A 19254-nucleotide genomic window follows, 5' to 3' on the forward strand; every position below is an offset into this window, starting at 1 on the left:
GTCCGGCCGACCGTACGCCGCCGCCGGAAGTCTCCGAAATGTACTTTTCCGCGTATCGCCGTGGTCTATTACGCCTCGGCGTCGATCCGTGCGACGTCGCACGTGGGCGCGCCGGGGCGGGACAATGTCCCCATGTCCAAGGATCCCGCCGCTGCCGCACCCACCCGCCGCGCACTCGCCTCGCACCTGATACGCACCCGGATCGCCGGGGACGTCGCCACCAGTCGGGAGAACAACCTCGACCATTACCGCGAGCTGGCGGAGGGCAACCGCTACTACTGGTTCGGGCTCGACCTCGGCGACCGGTGGACCGACCGGGCGGACGTGCTCGACCTGATGGTGGAGCGCTGCGGGGTGGTGGCCGACGCCGGGCACCGCAGTGGGCAGGACACGATAGACCCCGAGCTGACGATCGACGGTCTGGACCGGATGGCCGTGGTGCTGCACAAGGCCGTGGAGAACCGCTCCCGGGTGCTGGTGGCCACCGGGCACCCCGCGGGCCTCTACGCCGTGCACCATGTGCTGGCCGCGGCGCTGCGGGCGGCGGGCTGCACCCTGATCACACCGGCCGACCACCTCTATGCGGACGGCGGCGAGATCCGGCACCTGATGGCGGTCTCCATGCTGCACCGGGGCGGCGGCCTGGTGCACACGCACTCGCCCGACCCGATGCGGGAGATCCTCGCCGGCCTCGAAAGGGACGGCCAGGCGCCGCCCGACCTGGTGATCGCCGACCACGGCTGGGCCGGATACTCCGGTGGCCGCGGCATCGACACGGTCGGCTTCGCCGACTGCAACGACCCGGCGCTCTTCGTCGGCGAGGCCGAGGGCAAGCTGCTGGTGACGGTGCCGCTCGACGACAATGTGCCGCCGCACCACTACGCGCCGATGACGGCCTACCTGCTGGCCGCGGCGGGCCTCCCGCAGCCCGCCTGACGTCCCCGGCGGTCCGCGCGGATCTGACGTGTCCCCGATCCCTCGTTACGATGAGTGAAGGAGGTCGAGGAAAGCAGGCGGCACAGTGGTCCAGGTAGCGATCGTCGATGACGAAGCGCTGGTCAGGGCGGCCCTGCGGAGCATCCTCGAATCCTCGGGCGACATCCAGGTCGTCGCGGACTGTGACGGCCATCAGGCACTGGCGGTGGTCACGGCGGCCCGGCCCGACCTGGTGCTGCTCGACGCGGTGATGCCGGGACCCGACGACGGCCTGAGCGTGCTGCGGGCGCTGCGAGCGCTGAAGGACCCGCCCGCCGTGGCCATGCTGACGGCTTTCGACACCAGCGGGCACCTGCGGGCCGCCATGGCGGCCGGAGCCGGCGGCTTCCTGCTCAAGGACACCGCGGTCGGGACACTGATCGACGCCGTACGCATCCTGGCCTCGGGCGGCACCGTCTTCACCCCGACCGTCGCCCGGGCGGTGGTGGACGGCTTCCTCGGGGAGCCGTCGCAATATGCCGCGCCGCCCGCCGCGGCGGCCGCACGGGACACCGCCGCCGGTACTCTCACCGACCGCGAGCGCGAGGTGCTGCGGCTGCTCGCGGCAGGTGAGCCGAACGCCGGGATCGCGGAAGAGCTGCGGATATCGGTGGGCACGGTGAAGGACCACGTCCGGGCGGTGCTGCGCAAGCTCGGCGCTCCCAACCGGGTGGCCGCCGCCGTCATCGCCCACCAGGCGGGACTCGCCGGGCTGCCGGAGCGGCCGTGAGGCTGCGCTCCGCGGCGCCCGACGCCGCGCTGCTCGCCCTGTCCGCGACCGAGGTGTGGGCCACCCGCTCCTTCGGCGGCCATCTTGCGCTGGTTTTCGCCTGTCTGGGCACGGCGGCGCTGCTGGTACGGCGCCGCTTCCCCCTGGCGGCCTTCGCGGCGACGCTGCCCGCGCTGGCGCTCGGCTACATCTGGTTCTCTCCGATGGGCACGCTCTACGAGATCTCCGCGGGCCGTCCCGGGCATCTGCCGGCGCAAGGACTGCGGATCGCGCGCGGCATACCGCCGGGCGGGCGGTGGCCGACCTCCCGGCGGGTGTCCGCGAGGGCGGCGCTGATCGGCGGCTGCGCGCTCCTCGCCGCGGTGGTGAGCTTCGCCCCCTGGCCCTTCCGCGACCCGGTCCGCTGGACGCTGTCCAGCACGATCCTCGCGGTCATGCTGTCCGCGCTGCTGGCCGTCGCCCCCACCGCGCTCGGCCTGCTGGCTGCCTCCCGGCGCGAACTGGCGGCCCGGCTCGACGAACTGGCCGCCAGCAGGGAGCGGGAGCGCTCGCTCGCGGCGGAGCAGGCGGTGGTGCGGGAGCGGACCAGGCTGGCCCGCGAGATGCACGACACGGTGGCCCACCACCTCAGTCTGATCGCGGTGCAGTCCGGCGCCCTGGAGGTGACGGCCAAGGGCCCGCAGGCACAGGCCGCGGCGAGCGCCGTACGCGAGCTGAGCCGGGACGCGCTGGACGAACTGCGGCGCATGGTCGGCCTGCTGCGGCTGCCGGTGGCGCAGGGGCAGGACCTGGCCGCGGGTCCGGGGCTCGCCGGGATCCCGGCGCTGGTCGCCGCCGCGGGGCCGCAGGCGGACGGCGAGCTGGCCGGGGTGGCGGACGGCGACGCACCGCCCGCCGAGGTGCAGCTCGCGGCCTACCGCATCGTGCAGGAAGCGCTCACCAATGTGCGCAAGCACGCGCCGGGAGCGCGGACCCGGGTACTGGTCCGGCGGGACGGCGACGCGCTGCTGGTCGAGGTGCGCAACGGCCCCGGCGGTCAGGCGCCCCCCACCGCGCTGCCGTCCGGCGGCCACGGGCTGGCCGGGCTCCGTGAACGGGCGACCCAGCTCGGCGGGGACTTCGACGCGCTGCCGGACGGTGCCGGGGGCTTCCTGGTACGCGCCAGGCTGCCGGTCGGCGCGGCCACCGGGGCGGACTGAGCCCTACCCCGCCATCAGGCGGGGTAGGGCCCACCGGGCTCAGGACCTCGGGATCCGGATCATGCCTTCCTGGATCACCGACACGACCAGGCGGCCGTCCCGGGTGTATATGCGGGCCGTGCCCAGGCCGCGTCCCCCGGAGGCGGACGGGCTCTGCTGGTCGTAGAGCAGCCACTCGTCGGCGCGGAAGGGCCGGTGGAACCACATGGCGTGGTCCAGGCTGGCGCCGATCACGTCGCCGATCGCCCAGCCGCCGCGGCCGTGCGCGAGCAGGACGGAATCCAGCAGCGTCATGTCCGACACATATGTGGCGAGGCAGACGTGCAGCAGCGGGTCGTCGGCAAGCTTGCCGCGGGTGCGGAACCACACCTGCGAGCGCGGCTCGCGCACGACGCCAGCGGTCAGGAACGGCGGATCCTCGACGTTACGCAGGTCGACGGCGGCGCGGGCTTCGAGCAGCCGGTCGATCACGGTGGGGTCGGGGAATTTGTCGGCGTGCCGGGGCAGCAGCTCCGCGGCCTCCGGCAGCGTCTCCGGGTCGGGCGCCGCCGGCATCGGCTCCTGGTGCTCCAGCCCTTCCTCCGCCGTCTGGAAGGAGGCGGAGAGGTGGAAGATCGGCTGGCCGTGCTGGATCGCCACCACACGCCGTGTGGTGAAGGAGCGTCCGTCGCGGATCCGGTCGACCTGGTAGACGATCGGCGCCCCTGGGTCGCCGGAGCGCAGGAAATACGCGTGCAGCGAGTGCGCGCCGCGCTCCTCGGGGACGGTGCGGCCCGCGGCGACCAGCGCCTGCGCGGCGACCTGGCCGCCGAACACCCGCGGCACGACCGCCGGGCGGCTCATGCCGCGGAAGATGTCCTCCTCGATCCGCTCCAGGTCGAGCAGATTGAGCAGGATTTCCAGAGGATCGTTCGGTTCGCTCATAGGCCCATCGACTTGGCGATGATCGATTTCATGACTTCGCTGGTGCCGCCGTAGATGCGGTTGACGCGGTTATCAGCGTACAGGCGCGCAATCGGGTACTCGTTCATGTACCCGTAGCCGCCGTGCAGTTGCAGGCAGCGGTCGATGACGCGGGAGGCGACCTCGGTGCAGAAGAGCTTCGCGGACGCGGCGTCGGCGGCGGTCAGCTCCTGCCGGTCGTGGGCGTCCAGCGCGCGGTCGACGACGGCCTCGGCCGCGTCCACCTCCGCCTTGCAGGCGGCCAGCTCGAACTTGGTGTTCTGGAAGGACGCGACGGTCTTGCCGAAGACGGTGCGGTCCTGGACGTATTCCTGCGCGAAGCGGATCGCGGCGGCGGCCTGCGCATAAGCGCTGACGGCGATGGCCAGCCGCTCCTGGGGGAGGTTCTGGCCGAGGTAGGAGAAGCCCTTGCCCTCCTCGCCGAGCAGGTCGTCCAGCGGCACCCGTACGTCGGAGAAGGACAGCTCGGCGGTGTCGGAGGCCTTGAGGCCGAGCTTGTCGAGCTTGCGGCCGACCGCGTAGCCCTCGGACTTCGTGTCGACCACGAAGAGGGATATGCCGGCCCTGCGGTCCTCGGGGGTGGCCGGCGCGGTGCGGGCGCAGACGATGACTCGGTCGGCGTGGACGCCGCCGGTGATGAAGGTCTTGGCGCCGTTGAGCACGTAGTGGGTGCCGTCGGCGGAGAGCTTGGCGGTGGTCTTCATCCCGGCCAGGTCGGAGCCGGTACCGGGCTCCGTCATGGCGATGGCGAACATGGTCTGACCGCTGACGAAGCCGGGCAGCCAGCGCTTCTTCTGCTCGTCGGTGGCGTAGGCCATCACGTACGGCAGGCACAGCCCGGTGTGCACGCCGCTGCCGCCGAAGCTGACTCCCGCGCGGGCGCACTCCTCCATGAGGACCGCCTGGAACTTGAAGCCCTCCTGGCCCGCGCCACCGAATTCCTCGGGCACCTCGATGCCGAAGACGCCCAGCTCACCGACCTTGTAGTAGAAGTCACGGGGGGCTTGTCCCGCGTGCAGCCAGTCGTCGTAGACGGGGACGACCTCGGCCTCGATGAAGGCGCGCATCGTCTCGCGGAATGCTTCGTGGTCCTCGTTGAACACCGTACGACGCACAGCGCGCCTCCCGTCGGCGAGTGGTGACTGACCGGCTTCTGGCCATAAGCAAGCGCTCAGTAAGCTATCCGCCAGTCGGCCGCGCTGTCCAGAGCGGTCAGGGCACCGAGGGCCAGTCGGCGCAGCAGTTCCGACATCTCCCGGCGGCCCGGGAGACTGGACTGGGCGCCGAGGTGGGGGGTCGAGTTGAGCAGGCCGAAAACCGCGTGGACGGCGGCCCGCACCTCTCGCTCGGTGGCACCCTGATGGACCCGGCCGACCACGGCCACCCACTCCTCCACGTACTGCCGCTGGAGCTGGCGGACCAGCTTGCGGTCGGACTCGCGCAGCCGGTCCAGCTCGCGGTCGTGCAGGGTGATCAGCGGCCGGTCGTCGATCGCGAAGTCGATGTGGCCGCGGATCAGCGCGTCCAGCGCCTCGCCGGGCCCCGCGGCCTCCGCCACCCGCCGCCTGCCGGCGGCCAGCAGCCGCCCGCTGATCCCGACGAGCAGCTCGGCGAGCATGGCGTCCTTGCCCGCGAAGTGCCGGTAGAGCCCGGGGCCGCTGATGCCGACCGCGGCGCCTATCTCGTCCACTCCCACACCGTGGAAACCGCGCTCGGCGAACAGCCGTGCGGCCTCCCTGAGGATCTGGTCACGGCGGCTGACCGCCGTGTTCGTCGAGTTCATGAGATCGAGTCTAGACAATCCTGTTAGCGAGCGTTAACGTGGAGTCATCAGTTAACGGTCACTAACATCCTCAACTCGCACCATCGGGGGGCCGAACCATGGCAGCACCCGCCCTGTCCAGCGCCGCGGATCCGGCGTCGGAGGCGTTTCGGGCCAATACGGAGGCGCACACCGCGCTCAGCGCAAGCCTGCGCGACAAGCTGGCCACCGCACGCCTCGGCGGCGGCGAGAAGGCCAGAGCCCGCCACACCGCGCGCGGGAAGCTGCTGCCCAGGGACCGGGTGGACGGGCTGCTCGACCCCGGCTCCCCCTTTCTGGAGCTGGCCCCGCTGGCCGCGGACGGGATGTACGACGGACAGGCGCCGGCCGCCGGGGTCATCGCGGGGATCGGCCGGGTCGCCGGACGGGAGGTCGTCGTGGTCGCCAACGACGCCACCGTCAAAGGCGGCACCTATTACCCCATGACGGTGAAGAAGCACCTGCGCGCCCAGGAGGTCGCCCTCGACAACCGGCTGCCGTGCGTCTATCTGGTGGATTCCGGCGGCGCCTTCCTCCCCCGGCAGGACGAGGTCTTCCCCGACCGCGACCACTTCGGGCGGATCTTCTACAACCAGGCCACCATGTCCGCCCGCGGCATCCCGCAGATCGCCGCCGTGCTCGGCTCGTGCACCGCGGGCGGCGCCTATGTCCCGGCGATGAGCGACGAGGCGGTGATCGTGCGCAACCAGGGCACGATCTTCCTCGGCGGGCCGCCACTGGTGAAGGCCGCCACCGGAGAGGTGGTCACCGCGGAGGAGCTGGGCGGGGGCGAGGTGCACTCCAGGGTCTCCGGGGTCACCGACCATCTCGCCGAGGACGACGCGCACGCGCTGAGCATCGTCCGGGACATCGTCGCCACCCTGCCCGCCCGCGGCGCCGCGCCCTGGACGCTGCGGCCGGCCGAAGCCCCAGCCGTGGACCCGGCGGGGCTGTACGGAGCGGTGCCGGTGGACTCGCGCACCCCCTACGACGTGCGCGAGGTGATCGCCCGGCTGGTCGACGGCAGCCGGTTCGCCGAGTTCAAGGCGGAGTACGGCACGACGCTGGTCACCGGATTCGCCCATGTGCAGGGCCACCCGGTGGGGATCGTGGCGAACAACGGCATCCTGTTCGCCGAATCGGCCCTCAAGGGCGCGCACTTCATCGAGCTGTGCGACCAGCGCGGCATCCCGCTGCTGTTCCTGCAGAACGTCTCGGGCTTCATGGTCGGCCGGCAGTACGAGGCGGGCGGCATCGCCAAGCACGGCGCGAAGATGGTCACCGCGGTCGCGTGCGCCCGGGTGCCCAAGCTCACCGTCGTGATCGGCGGGTCCTACGGGGCGGGCAACTACTCGATGTGCGGCCGGGCCTACAGTCCCCGCTTCCTGTGGATGTGGCCCAACGCCAAGATCTCGGTGATGGGCGGCGAGCAGGCGGCGTCGGTGCTGGCCACCGTCAAGCGCGACCAGCTCGCGGCGGCCGGCGAGAAGTGGGGCGAGGAGGCGGAGGAAGCCTTCAAGCAGCCGGTCCGCGAGCAGTACGAGACCCAGGGCAACGCCTACTACGCCACCGCCAGGCTCTGGGACGACGGCGTGATCGACCCGCTGGACACCCGCACCGTGCTCGGCCTGGCGCTCACCGCCTGCGCCAACGCCCCGCTGCCTACCACCGATCCCGCCGCGCCCGGCTACGGCGTCTTCCGGATGTGAGGGCCGAGATGACCAGCAGCAAGTCCACCACCGCCGCCGCCACCGCGGCGGGCGCCCCGTTCGGCACCGTCCTGGTAGCCAACCGCGGCGAGATCGCCGTCCGGATCATCCGCACCCTGCGCGAGCTGGGCGTACGGTCCGCCGCCGCCTTCACGGAGGCCGACGCCGGCGCCCGGCACGTCCGGGAGGCCGACACCGCCGTGCGGGTCGGGAGTTATCTGTCGGCCGCCGGCCTGGTGCGGGCGGCCGTGGCCGTCGGCGCCGGAGCCGTCCACCCCGGCTACGGCTTCCTCGCGGAGAACGCGGGCTTCGCCAGGGCCTGCGCCGAAGCGGGGCTGGTCTTCATCGGGCCGCCCGCCGCCGCGATCGAGCTGATGGGCGACAAGATCCGGGCCAAGGAGACGGTACGGGCCGCGGGCGTGCCGGTGGTGCCCGGCAGCAGCGGCAGCGGGCTGACCGACGCGGAACTGGCCGAGGCCGCCCGGGAGATCGGGCTGCCGGTGCTGCTCAAGCCGTCGGCGGGCGGCGGCGGCAAGGGCATGCGGCTGGTGCGGGACGCGGCGGTGCTGGCCGAGGAGATCGCCGCGGCCCGGCGTGAGGCACGGGGGTCGTTCGGCGACGACACGCTGCTGGTCGAGCGCTGGATCGATCGGCCGCGGCACATCGAGATCCAGGTGCTGGCCGACGGCCACGGCCATGTGGTGCACCTGGGCGAGCGGGAGTGCTCGCTGCAGCGGCGGCACCAGAAGGTGATCGAGGAGGCACCCTCGGTGCTGCTCGACCCGGTGACCCGCGCGGCGATGGGCGAGGCCGCGGTGCAGGCGGCCAGGTCCTGCGGCTACACGGGGGCGGGGACGGTGGAGTTCATCGTGCCCGGCGCTGATCCGTCGGCGTATTTCTTCATGGAGATGAACACCCGGCTGCAGGTCGAGCACCCGGTCACCGAGCTGGTCACCGGCCTTGACCTGGTGGCGTGGCAGTTGCGGGTGGCGGGCGGCGAGCCGCTGGACTTCGGCCAGCAGGACGTCGTGCTGACCGGGCACGCGGTCGAGGCGCGGATCTGCGCGGAGACCGCCAGGCCCGGTGACGGCCGGGTCGACTTCCTGCCCTCGGCCGGACCCGTGCTGGCGCTGCACGAACCGGTGGGGCGGCCCGGTGTGCGGGTGGATTCGGGGCTGCTGGCGGGCACGGAGGTCGGCACCGCCTACGACCCGATGCTGGCCAAGGTGATCGCTCACGGACCCGACCGGGCGACGGCGCTGCGGCGGCTGCGGGCGGCGCTGGCGGAGACGGTGGTGCTCGGGCTCGACACCAACACCGGCTTCCTGCGGCGGCTGCTCGGGCATCCGGCGGTGGCGGCGGGCGAGCTGGACACCGGGCTGATCGAGCGGGAGGCCGCCGCGCTGGTGCCGGACGGGGTGCCCGACGAGGTGTACGCGGCCGCGGCGCTGCTGCGGCAGGCGGCGCTGGCCCCGGCGCCCGGGCCGGACGGCTGGACCGACCCGTTCTCGGTGCCCAGCGGATGGCGGCTGGGCGGCGAGCCGGCCTGGACCGTGCACCACCTGCGGGTGCCGGGCCACGAACCGGTGACGGTCCGGGTCAGGCAGGGTGAGGTAAGGATCGGCGACGCCCCCGCGGCGGCGGCCGGGGTCGTCCTGGACGGGCCGCGGGCGCTGCTGCACACCGGGGACCTGGTGCACACCTTCTTCCGGGCGGGCGAGTGGCTGGGCCGGGACGGCGACAGCTGGTGGGTGCAGCCGTACGACCCGGTGGCGGCGGCGCTGCGGGGTGCCGCCCTGGGCGCGGGCGGCGGCGCGCTGACCGCGCCGATGCCGGGCACGGTCACCGTGGTGAAGGTCGCCAAGGGCGAGGACGTGGTGGCCGGGCAGAGCCTGCTGGTGGTGGAGGCGATGAAGATGGAGCACGTGATCACCGCCCCGCACGACGGGACGGTGGCCGAGATCGACGTCATGGCGGGCTCGACGGTGGCGATGGACCAGGTGCTGGCCGTGGTCAGCCCCGCCGAGCCGTCCGGCGGCGGCGCGCAGGACCCGGCGCCCAGCCGGTCCGGGGAGGCGTCATGACCGGGACCGGGGACGGCGGCGCCCGGGAGGTGCCCGAGGTGCTGGGCCTGGGGCTGCCGATGGCGGCGCCGATGGACGGGCTGCCGCGGCGGGTGCGGATCCACGAGGTGGGGGCGCGCGACGGGCTGCAGAACGAGAAGCAGGTCGTGCCGACCGCGGTGAAGGCCGAGTTCATCCACCGGCTGGCCGCGGCGGGGCTGACGACGATCGAGGCGACCAGTTTCGTGCACCCCCGCTGGGTGCCCCAACTGGCGGACGCGGCCGAGCTGATGCCGCTGCTCGCCGACCTCGGCGACCTCGGCGACCTCGGCGATCCGGGCACGCGGGAGCTGGCGGTGCGGCTGCCGGTGCTGGTGCCCAACGAACGGGGCCTCGACCGGGCGCTGGAGCTGGGCGTGCGGGAGATCGCGGTGTTCGGCAGCGCCACCGAGTCCTTCGCCAAGGCGAACCTCAACCGGACGGTGGACGAGTCGCTGGCGATGTTCGAGCCGGTGGTGGCGCGGGCCAGGGCGGCGGGGGCAACGGTCCGCGGCTATCTGTCGATGTGCTTCGGCGACCCATGGGAGGGTCCGGTGCCGGCCGGGCAGGTCGCGGCGGTGGCCCGGCGGCTGCACGCGATGGGCTGCACCGAGCTGAGCCTCGGCGACACCATCGGGGTGGCGACGCCCGGCCAGGTCACCGCGCTGCTGGACGAGTTGACCGGCAGCGGCCCCGGCGGCGCGGCGATAGGCGGCGGGATCCCGGTGGAGCAGCTCGCCGTGCACTTCCACGACACGTACGGGCAGGCGCTGTCCAACACGCTGGCCGCACTGCAGCGGGGCGTCACCGTCGTGGACGCGTCGGCGGGCGGGCTGGGCGGCTGCCCGTACGCGAAGAGCGCCACCGGGAATCTCGCGACAGAAGACCTCGTATGGATGCTGAACGGGCTCGGCATCAGCACCGGGGTCGACCTCGACCGCCTCAGCGCCACAAGCGTCTGGATGGCGGAGCAGTTGGGACGGCCGAGCCCGTCCCGTACCGTCCGCGCCCTCACCCACCGGGAGCAGTAGCCATGCCGATCGACCACCGTCTGTCCGAGGAGCACGAGGAGCTGCGCGCCACCGTCGCGGAGTTCGCCCGGGACGTGATCGCGCCGAAGATCGGCGAGTTCTACGAGCAGGAGGAGTTCCCGTACGAGATCGTGCGGGAGATGGGGCGGATGGGGCTGTTCGGGCTGCCGTTCCCCGAGGAGTACGGCGGGATGGGCGGCGACTACTTCGCGCTGTGCCTGGTACTGGAGGAGCTGGCCCGGGTGGACTCCTCGGTGGCGATCACCCTGGAGGCGGGGGTGTCGCTGGGTGCGATGCCGGTGTTCAGGTTCGGCACCGAGGAGCAGAAGCGGGAGTGGCTGCCGCGGCTGTGCTCGGGCGAGATGCTGGGGGCGTTCGGGCTGACGGAGCCGGACTGCGGCTCGGACGCGGGCGGCACCCGGACCACGGCCCGGCTGGACGAGGCGGCCGGGGAGTGGGTGATCAACGGCACCAAGTGCTTCATCACCAACTCGGGCACCGACATCACCGGCCTGGTCACGGTGACGGCGGTCACCGGGCGTACCGAGGACGGCCGCCCGCTGATCTCGTCGATCATCGTGCCGTCGGGCACGCCGGGCTTCACGGTGTCGAAGAAGTACAGCAAGGTCGGGTGGAACGCGTCGGACACCCGGGAGCTGTCCTTCAGCGACTGCCGGGTCCCGGCAGCGAATCTGCTCGGGGAGAAGGGCCGGGGCTATGCGCAGTTCCTGCGCATCCTGGACGAGGGCCGGATCGCGATCTCGGCGCTGTCGACCGGGCTGGCGCAGGGCTGCGTGGACGAGTCGCTGGCGTACGCACGGACCAGGGAGGCGTTCGGGCGGCCGATCGGCGCCAACCAGGCGATCCAGTTCAAGCTCGCCGACATGGAGATGCGGGCGTACACCGCGCGGCTGGCGTGGCGGGACGCGGCGTCCCGGCTGGTGCACGGGGAACCGTTCAAGAAGGAGGCGGCGCTGGCGAAGCTCTACTCCTCGGAGATCGCGGTGACCAACGCCCGGGAGGCCACCCAGATCCACGGCGGCTACGGCTTCATGAACGAGTATCCGGTGGCCCGGATGTGGCGCGACTCCAAGATCCTGGAGATCGGCGAGGGCACCAGCGAGGTGCAGCGGATGCTGATCGCCAGGGAACTGGGGCTCACAGGCTGACCGCCCCGCGGCCTCCGGACCCCGGACCCGCGCCCCCTGAACCCTGGAAGCCCGAAAGCCCGAGCATCACTCCTTTGGCCGCCCTTGACCTGCTTTCCTGCCCGGAATCGGGCAGGATTCTTGCAAAGTGAAGATCATCACACGAGTATCAACGGGTGCTCGAACGCCGGACCTCCTACGACGACCTGATCGACCACCTGGTGCGCACCACGCCGCTGCACCGCGGCGAGGCGACCCGGGTGGTGCTGGACGTCCTGGCGTACTTCGACGAGACGACGGAGGAGTACGTCCGCCGCAGACACCGTGAGCTCCAGGCGAAGGGCCTGGTCAACGCGGAGATCTTCGAGCGGATCGGCGAGGAGCTGCCGCATCGGGCAGTGGCCCCCGCCGCGCTCTCCCAGCGCCAGCTCCGCCGCATCGTCTACGGCTGAGCCGCGCGGTCCCGGCCGGGCGCAGGAACGGGCACCGCCCGGCCGGCACGAGAGCACGCAGGACATCCAGGGCATACAGGTCAGAGCGCCACCGGAAGTACAGGGCGACGGAGAGGACGAACGGGCACATGTGCGGAATCGTCGGTTACATCGGCAAGCGCGACGTGGCACCGCTGCTGCTTGAGGGCTTGCAGCGGCTGGAGTACCGCGGTTACGACTCGGCCGGCATCGTCATCACCGGTAAGACGGGCGAGCTGCGCACGGTCAAGGCCAAGGGCCGGGTGCGCGAGCTGGAGTCGCGCATCCCGAAGCGCTACGCCGGCACCACCGGTATCGCCCACACCCGCTGGGCCACCCATGGCGCGCCCAGCGACGTCAACGCGCATCCGCACCTGGACGGCGACGAGAAGGTCGCGGTCGTCCACAACGGGATCATCGACAACGCCTCCGAGCTGCGCACCCGGCTGTCCGCCGAGGGCATCGTCTTCGTCTCCGAGACCGACACCGAGGTGCTGGCCCATCTCATCGCGCGGTCCGCCGCCGAGACGCTGGAGAAGAAGGTCAGCGAGGCGCTCCGCTCGGTCGAGGGCACCTACGGCATCGCGGTCCTGCACCAGGACTTCCCCGGCCGGATCGTGGTCGCCCGGAACGGCTCCCCCGTGGTGCTGGGAATCGGCGAGAAGGAGATGTTCGTCGCCTCCGACGTCGCCGCGCTGGTCGCCCACACCCGGCAGGTCGTCACCCTCGGGGACGGCGAGATGGCCACCCTCAAGGCCGACGACTTCCGTACGTACACCACCGAGGGCTCGCAGACCACGGCGACGCCGACCACCGTGGAGTGGGAGGCCGAGTCGTACGACATGGGCGGCCACGACACGTACATGCACAAGGAGATCTTCGAGCAGGCCGAGGCGGTGGACCGGGTACTGCGCGGGCGGATCGACGACCGCTTCGCGACCGTGCACCTGGGCGGGCTGAACCTGGACGCGCGCGAGGCGCGGAGTGTGCGCCGGATCAAGATCCTGGGCTGCGGCACCAGCTTCCACGCCGGCCAGATCGGCGCCGGGCTGATCGAGGAGCTGGCGCGCATCCCCGCGGACGCGGAGCCCGCGTCGGAGTTCCGCTACCGCAATCCCGTGGTGGACCCCGACACCCTCTACGTCGCCGTGTCGCAGTCCGGCGAGACCTACGACGTGCTGGCCGCCGTTCAGGAGTTGAAGCGCAAGGGCGCCCGGGTGCTGGGCGTGGTCAACGTCGTGGGGTCCGCCATCGCCCGGGAGGCGGACGGCGGCACCTATGTGCACGCCGGGCCCGAGGTCTGCGTGGTCTCCACCAAGTGCTTCACCAACACCGTGGTGGCCTTCGCCCTGCTGGCGCTGCATCTGGGCCGGGTGCGCGACCTGTCGGTCACCGACGGGAAGCGGATCATCGAGGGCCTGCGCAGGCTGCCGGCCCAGATCGAGGAGATCCTCAAGACCGAGCCGGACATCAAGCAGCTGGCCAAGGCCTACGCCGACGCGCGCTCGATGCTCTTCATCGGCCGGGTCCGCGGCTATCCGGTGGCCCGCGAGGCGTCGCTGAAGCTCAAGGAGGTCAGCTACATCCACGCCGAGGCCTACCCGGCCTCCGAGCTGAAGCACGGGCCGCTGGCGCTGATCGACCCGTCGATGCCGACCGTCGCGATCGTGCCCGACGACGACCTGCTGGAGAAGAACCGCGCGGCGCTGGAGGAGATCAAGGCCCGCAGCGGCCGGATCCTGGCCGTCGCGCACCAGGAGCAGGAGAAAGCGGATCACACGATCGTGGTACCGAAGAACGAGGACGAGCTCGACCCCATCCTGATGGGCATCCCGCTCCAGCTCTTCGCCTACCACACCGCCCTGGCCCTGGGCCGGGACATCGACAAGCCGCGCAACCTGGCGAAGTCCGTCACGGTGGAGTAGCGGCGCCCGGGTCAGCCGTACGAGTGGGGGGGGGGGGGGGGGGGGGGGGGGGGGGGGGGGGGGGGGGGGGGGGGGGGGGGNAAAACGGTGTATTTGTGGTTTGGGTTGTTGGGGGGGGGGGGGGGGCGGGGGTGGGGGGGGGGGGGGGGGGGGCCCCCCCCCCCCCACTCATGCATCTGTCCTACGGTCCGCGCGAAGGACCGGCCGCGCCTCCCGCCGGGGACAGGCCGCGCTACGGGATGACCACCACCGGCCGCTGCGCCCGCCGGGCGAGCCGCCCGGCGACCGAGCCGAAGATCCGCCCGGCCAGCCCGTGGGTGCCGCCGACCACGATGGCGTCGGCCTCGTACTCCCGGCCGACCTCCTCCAGCTCGTGGCAGATGTCGCCGCCGCGCTCGACCAGCACCCAGGAGATCTCGGCGAGATGGTCGGCGCAGGCCAGCTCAAGGCCCAGCACCTCGGTGCGGTGGTCGGGGACGTCCACGAAGACCGGCGGCTCGCAGCCCGCCCAGACGGTGGCCGGCAGCCGGTTGGCGACATGGACGATGATCAGCGCGGAATGCGTCCTGCGGGCCATGCCGATCGCGTAAGACAGGGCGCGCTCGCTGGAAACGGAACCGTCGAAGCCCACCACGACGCCGTGCCGGAAGGCGGGATCACAGGCGTGGCTCAGGGCTGGAGTCTGCTCGGGCAGTGCCGCCGATTCGGCGAGCGGCCTGCGGTCGGCGGGCTCTGGGAAGTCATGACCGGCCATGATGCGGATTCTCGGCGAGGGCGGCGCTGGTGCGCCGAGCAGCGGACAGGACGGTGTATGCGGGCCGGGCCGTCGAATCAGCCCGTTTCGGCCACTTCATCACGTCCCGTCCCTCTCTCCAGAGTACGGCCGTGAAGTCCGCCTGCACAGATGCGGCGGTGCCTTCACAGGTCGCGTACCCCGAGTTCCCTGGAGGATGCCGGAGCGGCGCCCGGAGCGCAACGCCATCCCGCCAACCGACTGCACGGCGCGGCGCACCGGAGCATCCCGGGGGCGCACCGGATCACCCTCCGGCGGTCGTGCGCGGTATCCGTCATTTACCCGCCCCGGACATGGGATATCCACCGTCTTGGAGCGTTCGGCCTGGACCTTGGCAGACCCTTGTACGGGGGCCGAGCGCACCACCCGGCGCCTTTTACGCGCTCCCAGCTACAGAAGGGCGTTTTCCGGCCAACTTCTCTGCCCTGCACTTCTGTTGGGATCGCCACTCGCTAACACCTCTGCCACCTGCGGTTCTACGATGCGGCGTGTCGCGGATGACGCGCCGCGTGGCCGAAGTGACGGGAGGCGTACTTCCCACAGCGCTCCGTGAGTGAAACGCTTCGTGATCGAATGCTTTACGCCACGTTGTCTTGTCGACTTAGCGTCAGGTACCGAAGGTGTCACTAACGCCCCATCTGACACAGTAGATTTGATCATGGGTGGCCTTGCGGGGGGAACAGGCAGGACCGGGGTGACGACGCGTCGATTCGAGGGGGGCTTGAGCTCCATGAGCCAGGAGTCCGGTTCCGGTACGGCGACGGAAAGTCCGTCGCAAGCACCATCGGCATCATCGGCATCGCCTCGCGCCATCCGTAAGCTCTCCGCGCGCCGGCGACCGGAAGTCGTCGCTGTGCTGCTTTTCAGCGGTGGCCCGATCTTCGAGAGTTCCATACCGCTGTCCGTCTTCGGCATAGACCGCCAGGACGCGGGGGTGCCCCGCTACCGGCTGCTGGTCTGCGCCGGCGAGGACGGGCCGCTACGGACCACGGGCGGTCTCGAACTGACCGCGCCGTACGGTCTGGAAGCGCTCTCACGGGCCGGCACCGTCGTGGTGCCGACCTGGCGGTCGATCTCCCAGGCGCCGCCGCCCGAGGCCCTGGAGGCGATCCGCAGGGCCCACGAGGAGGGCGCCAGGATCATCGGCCTGTGCACCGGCGCCTTCGTCCTGGCGGCGGCCGGCCTGCTGGACGGCAGACCCGCCACCACGCACTGGATGTACGCGCCCACGCTCGCCAAACGCTACCCGTCGGTCCATGTGGACCCCAGGGAGCTGTTCGTCGACGACGGCGACGTGCTCACCTCGGCGGGCACCGCGGCCGGCATCGACCTGTGCCTGCACGTGGTGCGCACCGACCACGGCGGCGAGGCCGCGGCGGCGCTGGCCCGCCGGCTGGTCGTACCGCCGCGGCGGGCCGACTGGCAAACCGGCCAGCGGCATCTCGACAGGTCTTTACCTGAGGAGATCGGCGCCGACCCGCTGGCCGAGGTCGTCGCCTGGGCGCTGGAGCACCTGCACGAGCAGTTCGACGTGGAGGCGCTGGCGGCCCGCGCCTATATGAGCCGGCGGACCTTCGACCGGCGGTTCAGGTCGCTGACCGGCAGCGCGCCGCTCCAGTGGCTGATCACCCAGCGGGTGCTGCAGGCGCAGCGGCTGCTGGAGACGTCGGACTACTCGGTGGACGAGGTCGCGGGCCGCTGCGGCTTCCGCTCCCCGGTGGCGCTGCGCGGCCACTTCCGGCGGCAGCTCGGCTCCTCCCCCGCGTCCTACCGGGCCGCCTACCGGGCCCGCAGGCCGCAGGAGGACCAGGACCGCCCGCCGGCGCCCGCGGACCTGTCCGCGCTGCGGCGGGGCGCGGGCCTGGTCGGCGGACCCGGGCACGGGCCGGTCTCGCAGGTCCTGACGGCGCCCGGAAAACCGGAGAGCGACACCTTCGCCCCCCGGGTGCCGGAGCAGCCCGGCAGGGGCGAGCCGCCGGACGGGCAGCGGGGCAGGCTGCGCGCCGGGCGCGGTGTGGGCGCCGCGCTGCCGGGACCGCGTGATCGCCCCGTAGGGTGAGACGCATGAACGACCGGATGGTGTGGATCGACTGTGAGATGACGGGCCTGTCACTGGCGCACGACGCGCTGATCGAGGTGGCAGCCCTCGTCACCGACTCGGAGCTGAACGTGCTCGGCGAGGGGGTGGACATCGTTATCCGCCCGCCCGCCGAGGCGCTCGACACCATGCCGGACGTGGTCCGCGCGATGCACACCGCGTCCGGCCTGCTGGAGGAGCTGGCCGGCGGGGTGGCGCTCGCCGAGGCCGAGCAGCTCGTGCTCGACTACGTACGCGCGCAGGTCGCCGAGCCGCGCAAGGCGCCGCTGTGCGGGAATTCGGTGTCCACCGACCGCGGCTTCCTGGCGCGCGACATGCCCACCCTCGAGCAGCACCTGCACTACCGCATCGTGGACGTCTCCTCGGTCAAGGAGCTGGCCAGGCGCTGGTATCCGCGGGCCTACTTCAACAGCCCGGACAAGAACGGCAACCACCGGGCGCTGGCCGACATCCGCGAGTCCATCGCCGAACTGCGCTACTACCGCGAGGCGGTCTTCGTGCCGCAGCCGGGCCCCGACACCGACACGGCCCGCGCCATCGCGGCCCGCCATGTCGTCCCGGCCGACCCGTCGGCCGCGCACTGACCCGGCCGGCCGGCCGCCGGCGGACCGCGCTCCGACCGGTCGGGGCCGCCCGCGCGGGGCCGCCGTAAAAGCGGGGCGCGACCACCCCCAGCCACCCTGTACACTTTTCGAGGCGGCGCCACCCCAGCAGTAAACAGCCGGGAAAGCGCCGCTCATGGTGGGTGTAGCTCAGCTGGTAGAGCACCTGGTTGTGGTCCAGGATGCCGCGGGTTCGAGTCCCGTCACTCACCCCACCGAGGAAGGCCCGGCCTGCGGAAGCAGGCCGGGCCTTCGCCGTGTACACGGCGGGCAGGCCGCGGGAGGGCCTGCGGGCGCTGCGCCGGGCCTCACGTACCGGCCGCCTCCTGCGCGGCCAGCAGGGCGTCGCCGTGGGCCAGGGTCCAGGCGGCGAGGGCGCGCATGGGGCCGTCGACCAGGGTGGTGCCCAGCGCGGTGAGGGCGTACTCGACGTGGGGCGGCGCCGCCGGGCGGGAGCGGCGGGCGATCAGGCCGTTGGCCACCAGGCGGCGCAGGGTCTCGGTGAGGGCCTTGTCGCTGACGCCGCCGATCGCGTTGAGCAGGTCCCGGCGGCGCCGCGGGCCCGGGCGCAGGCCCGCCAGGACGACCGGGTCCCAGGTGTGGGCGAGCAGGTCGGTGGCCGCGCGCAGCCGGCAGTCGGCCAGCAACTCATCGCAGTGGGCGCCGTCTTCGGGCGCGCGCCCGTCCCCCCGGGCGCCCTCGGCCGGGCGGCGGCCACTGCGCCAGGCGCCCTGTTCCGCCGTGCACCCGGACCCGTCCGCCGTGCGCCCGTCCTCTTCCCGCGTGCGCTCGTCGTCCATGGCCGTCATGGTGGCGTACCCGTTTCCTACCGGTCGGTGCGTATCGGTTTTCCTACCGTAGCCCCGGTACGTCACCGGAGAAGGGGAGCAGGGCATGCGGATCGGGATTCTGGGCACGGGCACGCTGGCCGTCGCACTGGGCGCGGCCTGGGGCAGGGCGGGGCACGAGGTACGGGTCGGGGGGCGCTCGCGGGAACGGGCGGAGGCGGCCGCGGAGCGGATGGGCGGCGCAGCGGTGGCGGTGGAGCCGGCCGAGGCGGTCGCCGGGCGGGACGCGGTGCTGGTCGCCGTGGCCTGGGAGGGCCTTGCGGACATCCTCGGCGCGGCAGGCGCGGCGGGCGGCTCGCTGGCCGGGACGCCGCTGATCGATCCGACCAATGCCGTGGCACATGGTGTCGGCGAACTGCTCACCACCGACGGCCGCTCCATTGCCGAGCACATCGCGGATCTGGCGCCGGGCGCGCATGTGGTCAAGGGCTTCCACCTCTTCGCCGCCGGCCAGTGGAGCGCGGGCCGCGAGCCGGTCACCGTCGCGCTCGCCGGTGACGACGCGGCGGCGCTGGCAACGGTCTCCCGGCTGGCCGAGGACGCGGGCGGGCGCCCCGCCGTGCTCGGGCCGCTGGGCCGCGCCCGGCAGTTGGAGGAGGCGGCCGGATTCGTCATCGGCCTGGTCTTCGCCGGGGTGGATCCTGCTACGGCGATCCCGCACGTCCCGATGCCGCCGGACGTACCAGCGGACGTACCGGACATACCGGCGGACGCGCACACCGACGCAGCCGCGCCCGAAACCCGGCCCGCCACGTAGCCCCGCGGCCTCACGGCCCCCCGAGCGGCACCCGGCACCGGCACCCGGCGCCGGCACGCGGACGGCACCCGCACCCGCACCCCGCCATGTAGCCCCTCAGCCC

The 19254-nt window shown here is 72.5% G+C and carries 17 protein-coding genes and 1 tRNA gene; 13 read left to right on the forward strand and 5 right to left on the reverse strand.

Features of this window, described 5'->3' with window-relative positions; translation table 11 throughout:
* Nucleotides 1–132 precede the first annotated feature (132 nt).
* The 3 genes from V7E46_RS01675 (at nucleotide 133) to V7E46_RS01685 (ending at nucleotide 2904) form a co-directional block, all read left to right on the forward strand.
* Nucleotides 133–936, forward strand: coding sequence for a phosphatase (locus V7E46_RS01675; protein WP_333766715.1), 804 nt, complete (start codon nucleotides 133–135; stop codon nucleotides 934–936).
* A gap of 85 nt (nucleotides 937–1021) precedes the next feature.
* Nucleotides 1022–1705 carry a response regulator transcription factor gene (locus V7E46_RS01680; RefSeq protein WP_333766716.1) on the forward strand — a complete coding sequence of 228 codons (684 nt, stop codon included), beginning with the start codon at nucleotides 1022–1024 and terminating at the stop codon, nucleotides 1703–1705.
* Nucleotides 1702–2904: a sensor histidine kinase gene (locus tag V7E46_RS01685; RefSeq protein ID WP_333766717.1), complete on the forward strand. Its 1203-nt coding sequence runs from the start codon at nucleotides 1702–1704 to the stop codon at nucleotides 2902–2904. The genes V7E46_RS01680 and V7E46_RS01685 overlap by 4 nt, the downstream gene beginning before the upstream one ends.
* 39 nt (nucleotides 2905–2943) lie before the next feature.
* On the opposite strand, the gene tesB is transcribed toward V7E46_RS01685, so the two are convergent.
* The 3 genes from tesB to V7E46_RS01700 are packed head-to-tail and all read right to left on the reverse strand — an operon-like array spanning nucleotide 2944 to nucleotide 5650.
* Entirely contained in the window at nucleotides 2944–3828 is an 885-nt protein-coding gene (gene tesB, locus V7E46_RS01690; RefSeq protein WP_333766718.1) for an acyl-CoA thioesterase II, read from the reverse strand.
* A complete protein-coding gene (locus tag V7E46_RS01695) occupies nucleotides 3825–4982 on the reverse strand; it encodes an acyl-CoA dehydrogenase family protein (RefSeq protein ID WP_333766719.1) in 1158 nt (385 codons plus the stop codon). Before V7E46_RS01695 ends, tesB begins: the two co-directional genes overlap by 4 nt.
* Before the next feature lie 56 nt (nucleotides 4983–5038).
* Nucleotides 5039–5650, reverse strand: a complete 612-nt coding sequence (locus V7E46_RS01700) for an SACE_7040 family transcriptional regulator (RefSeq protein WP_333766720.1) — start codon at nucleotides 5648–5650, stop codon at nucleotides 5039–5041.
* Nucleotides 5651–5748: 98 nt separating this feature from the next.
* Here V7E46_RS01700 and V7E46_RS01705 point away from each other — a divergent pair, with 98 nt between their 5' ends.
* From V7E46_RS01705 to glmS, 6 genes are all read left to right on the forward strand, one after another.
* Nucleotides 5749–7377: a carboxyl transferase domain-containing protein gene (locus tag V7E46_RS01705; RefSeq protein ID WP_333766721.1), complete on the forward strand. Its 1629-nt coding sequence runs from the start codon at nucleotides 5749–5751 to the stop codon at nucleotides 7375–7377.
* A gap of 8 nt (nucleotides 7378–7385) precedes the next feature.
* On the forward strand, nucleotides 7386–9461 hold the full coding sequence (locus tag V7E46_RS01710) for an acetyl/propionyl/methylcrotonyl-CoA carboxylase subunit alpha (protein ID WP_333766722.1): 2076 nt from the start codon (nucleotides 7386–7388) through the stop codon (nucleotides 9459–9461).
* Entirely contained in the window at nucleotides 9458–10510 is a 1053-nt protein-coding gene (locus V7E46_RS01715; protein WP_333766723.1) for a hydroxymethylglutaryl-CoA lyase, read from the forward strand. The genes V7E46_RS01710 and V7E46_RS01715 overlap by 4 nt, the downstream gene beginning before the upstream one ends.
* 2 nt (nucleotides 10511–10512) lie before the next feature.
* Nucleotides 10513–11679 carry an acyl-CoA dehydrogenase family protein gene (locus V7E46_RS01720; RefSeq protein ID WP_333766724.1) on the forward strand — a complete coding sequence of 389 codons (1167 nt, stop codon included), beginning with the start codon at nucleotides 10513–10515 and terminating at the stop codon, nucleotides 11677–11679.
* Nucleotides 11680–11834: 155 nt separating this feature from the next.
* A complete protein-coding gene (locus tag V7E46_RS01725; RefSeq protein WP_329178785.1) occupies nucleotides 11835–12110 on the forward strand; it encodes a hypothetical protein in 276 nt (91 codons plus the stop codon).
* A 128-nt stretch (nucleotides 12111–12238) separates the two neighbouring features.
* Nucleotides 12239–14053, forward strand: coding sequence for a glutamine--fructose-6-phosphate transaminase (isomerizing) (gene glmS, locus V7E46_RS01730; protein ID WP_333766725.1), 1815 nt, complete (start codon nucleotides 12239–12241; stop codon nucleotides 14051–14053).
* Between the two features lie 232 nt (nucleotides 14054–14285).
* On the opposite strand, the gene V7E46_RS01735 is transcribed toward glmS, so the two are convergent.
* Entirely contained in the window at nucleotides 14286–14807 is a 522-nt protein-coding gene (locus V7E46_RS01735) for a universal stress protein (protein WP_327291027.1), read from the reverse strand.
* 769 nt (nucleotides 14808–15576) lie between these two features.
* Here V7E46_RS01735 and V7E46_RS01740 point away from each other — a divergent pair.
* The 3 genes from V7E46_RS01740 to V7E46_RS01750 all read left to right on the forward strand — a co-directional run bounded on the left by V7E46_RS01740 (nucleotide 15577) and on the right by V7E46_RS01750 (nucleotide 17761).
* Nucleotides 15577–16905 carry a helix-turn-helix domain-containing protein gene (locus V7E46_RS01740; protein WP_333766726.1) on the forward strand — a complete coding sequence of 443 codons (1329 nt, stop codon included), beginning with the start codon at nucleotides 15577–15579 and terminating at the stop codon, nucleotides 16903–16905.
* 5 nt (nucleotides 16906–16910) lie between these two features.
* The gene (gene orn, locus V7E46_RS01745; RefSeq protein ID WP_333766727.1) at nucleotides 16911–17528 is read left to right on the forward strand and encodes an oligoribonuclease; all 618 of its coding nucleotides are present in this window, start codon (nucleotides 16911–16913) and stop codon (nucleotides 17526–17528) included.
* A gap of 157 nt (nucleotides 17529–17685) precedes the next feature.
* Nucleotides 17686–17761, forward strand: a tRNA-His gene (locus tag V7E46_RS01750).
* A gap of 93 nt (nucleotides 17762–17854) precedes the next feature.
* Here V7E46_RS01750 and V7E46_RS01755 read toward each other — a convergent pair.
* The gene (locus V7E46_RS01755) at nucleotides 17855–18193 is read right to left on the reverse strand and encodes a winged helix-turn-helix transcriptional regulator (RefSeq protein ID WP_333766730.1); all 339 of its coding nucleotides are present in this window, start codon (nucleotides 18191–18193) and stop codon (nucleotides 17855–17857) included.
* Between the two features lie 247 nt (nucleotides 18194–18440).
* On the opposite strand from V7E46_RS01755, the gene V7E46_RS01760 reads away from it, so the two are divergent.
* Nucleotides 18441–19151, forward strand: coding sequence for an NADPH-dependent F420 reductase (locus V7E46_RS01760; protein ID WP_333766728.1), 711 nt, complete (start codon nucleotides 18441–18443; stop codon nucleotides 19149–19151).
* Nucleotides 19152–19254 lie beyond the last annotated feature (103 nt).

The sequence above is a fragment of the Streptomyces sp. IBSBF 2435 genome (genome assembly GCF_036815005.1).
Classification (GTDB): domain Bacteria; phylum Actinomycetota; class Actinomycetes; order Streptomycetales; family Streptomycetaceae; genus Actinacidiphila.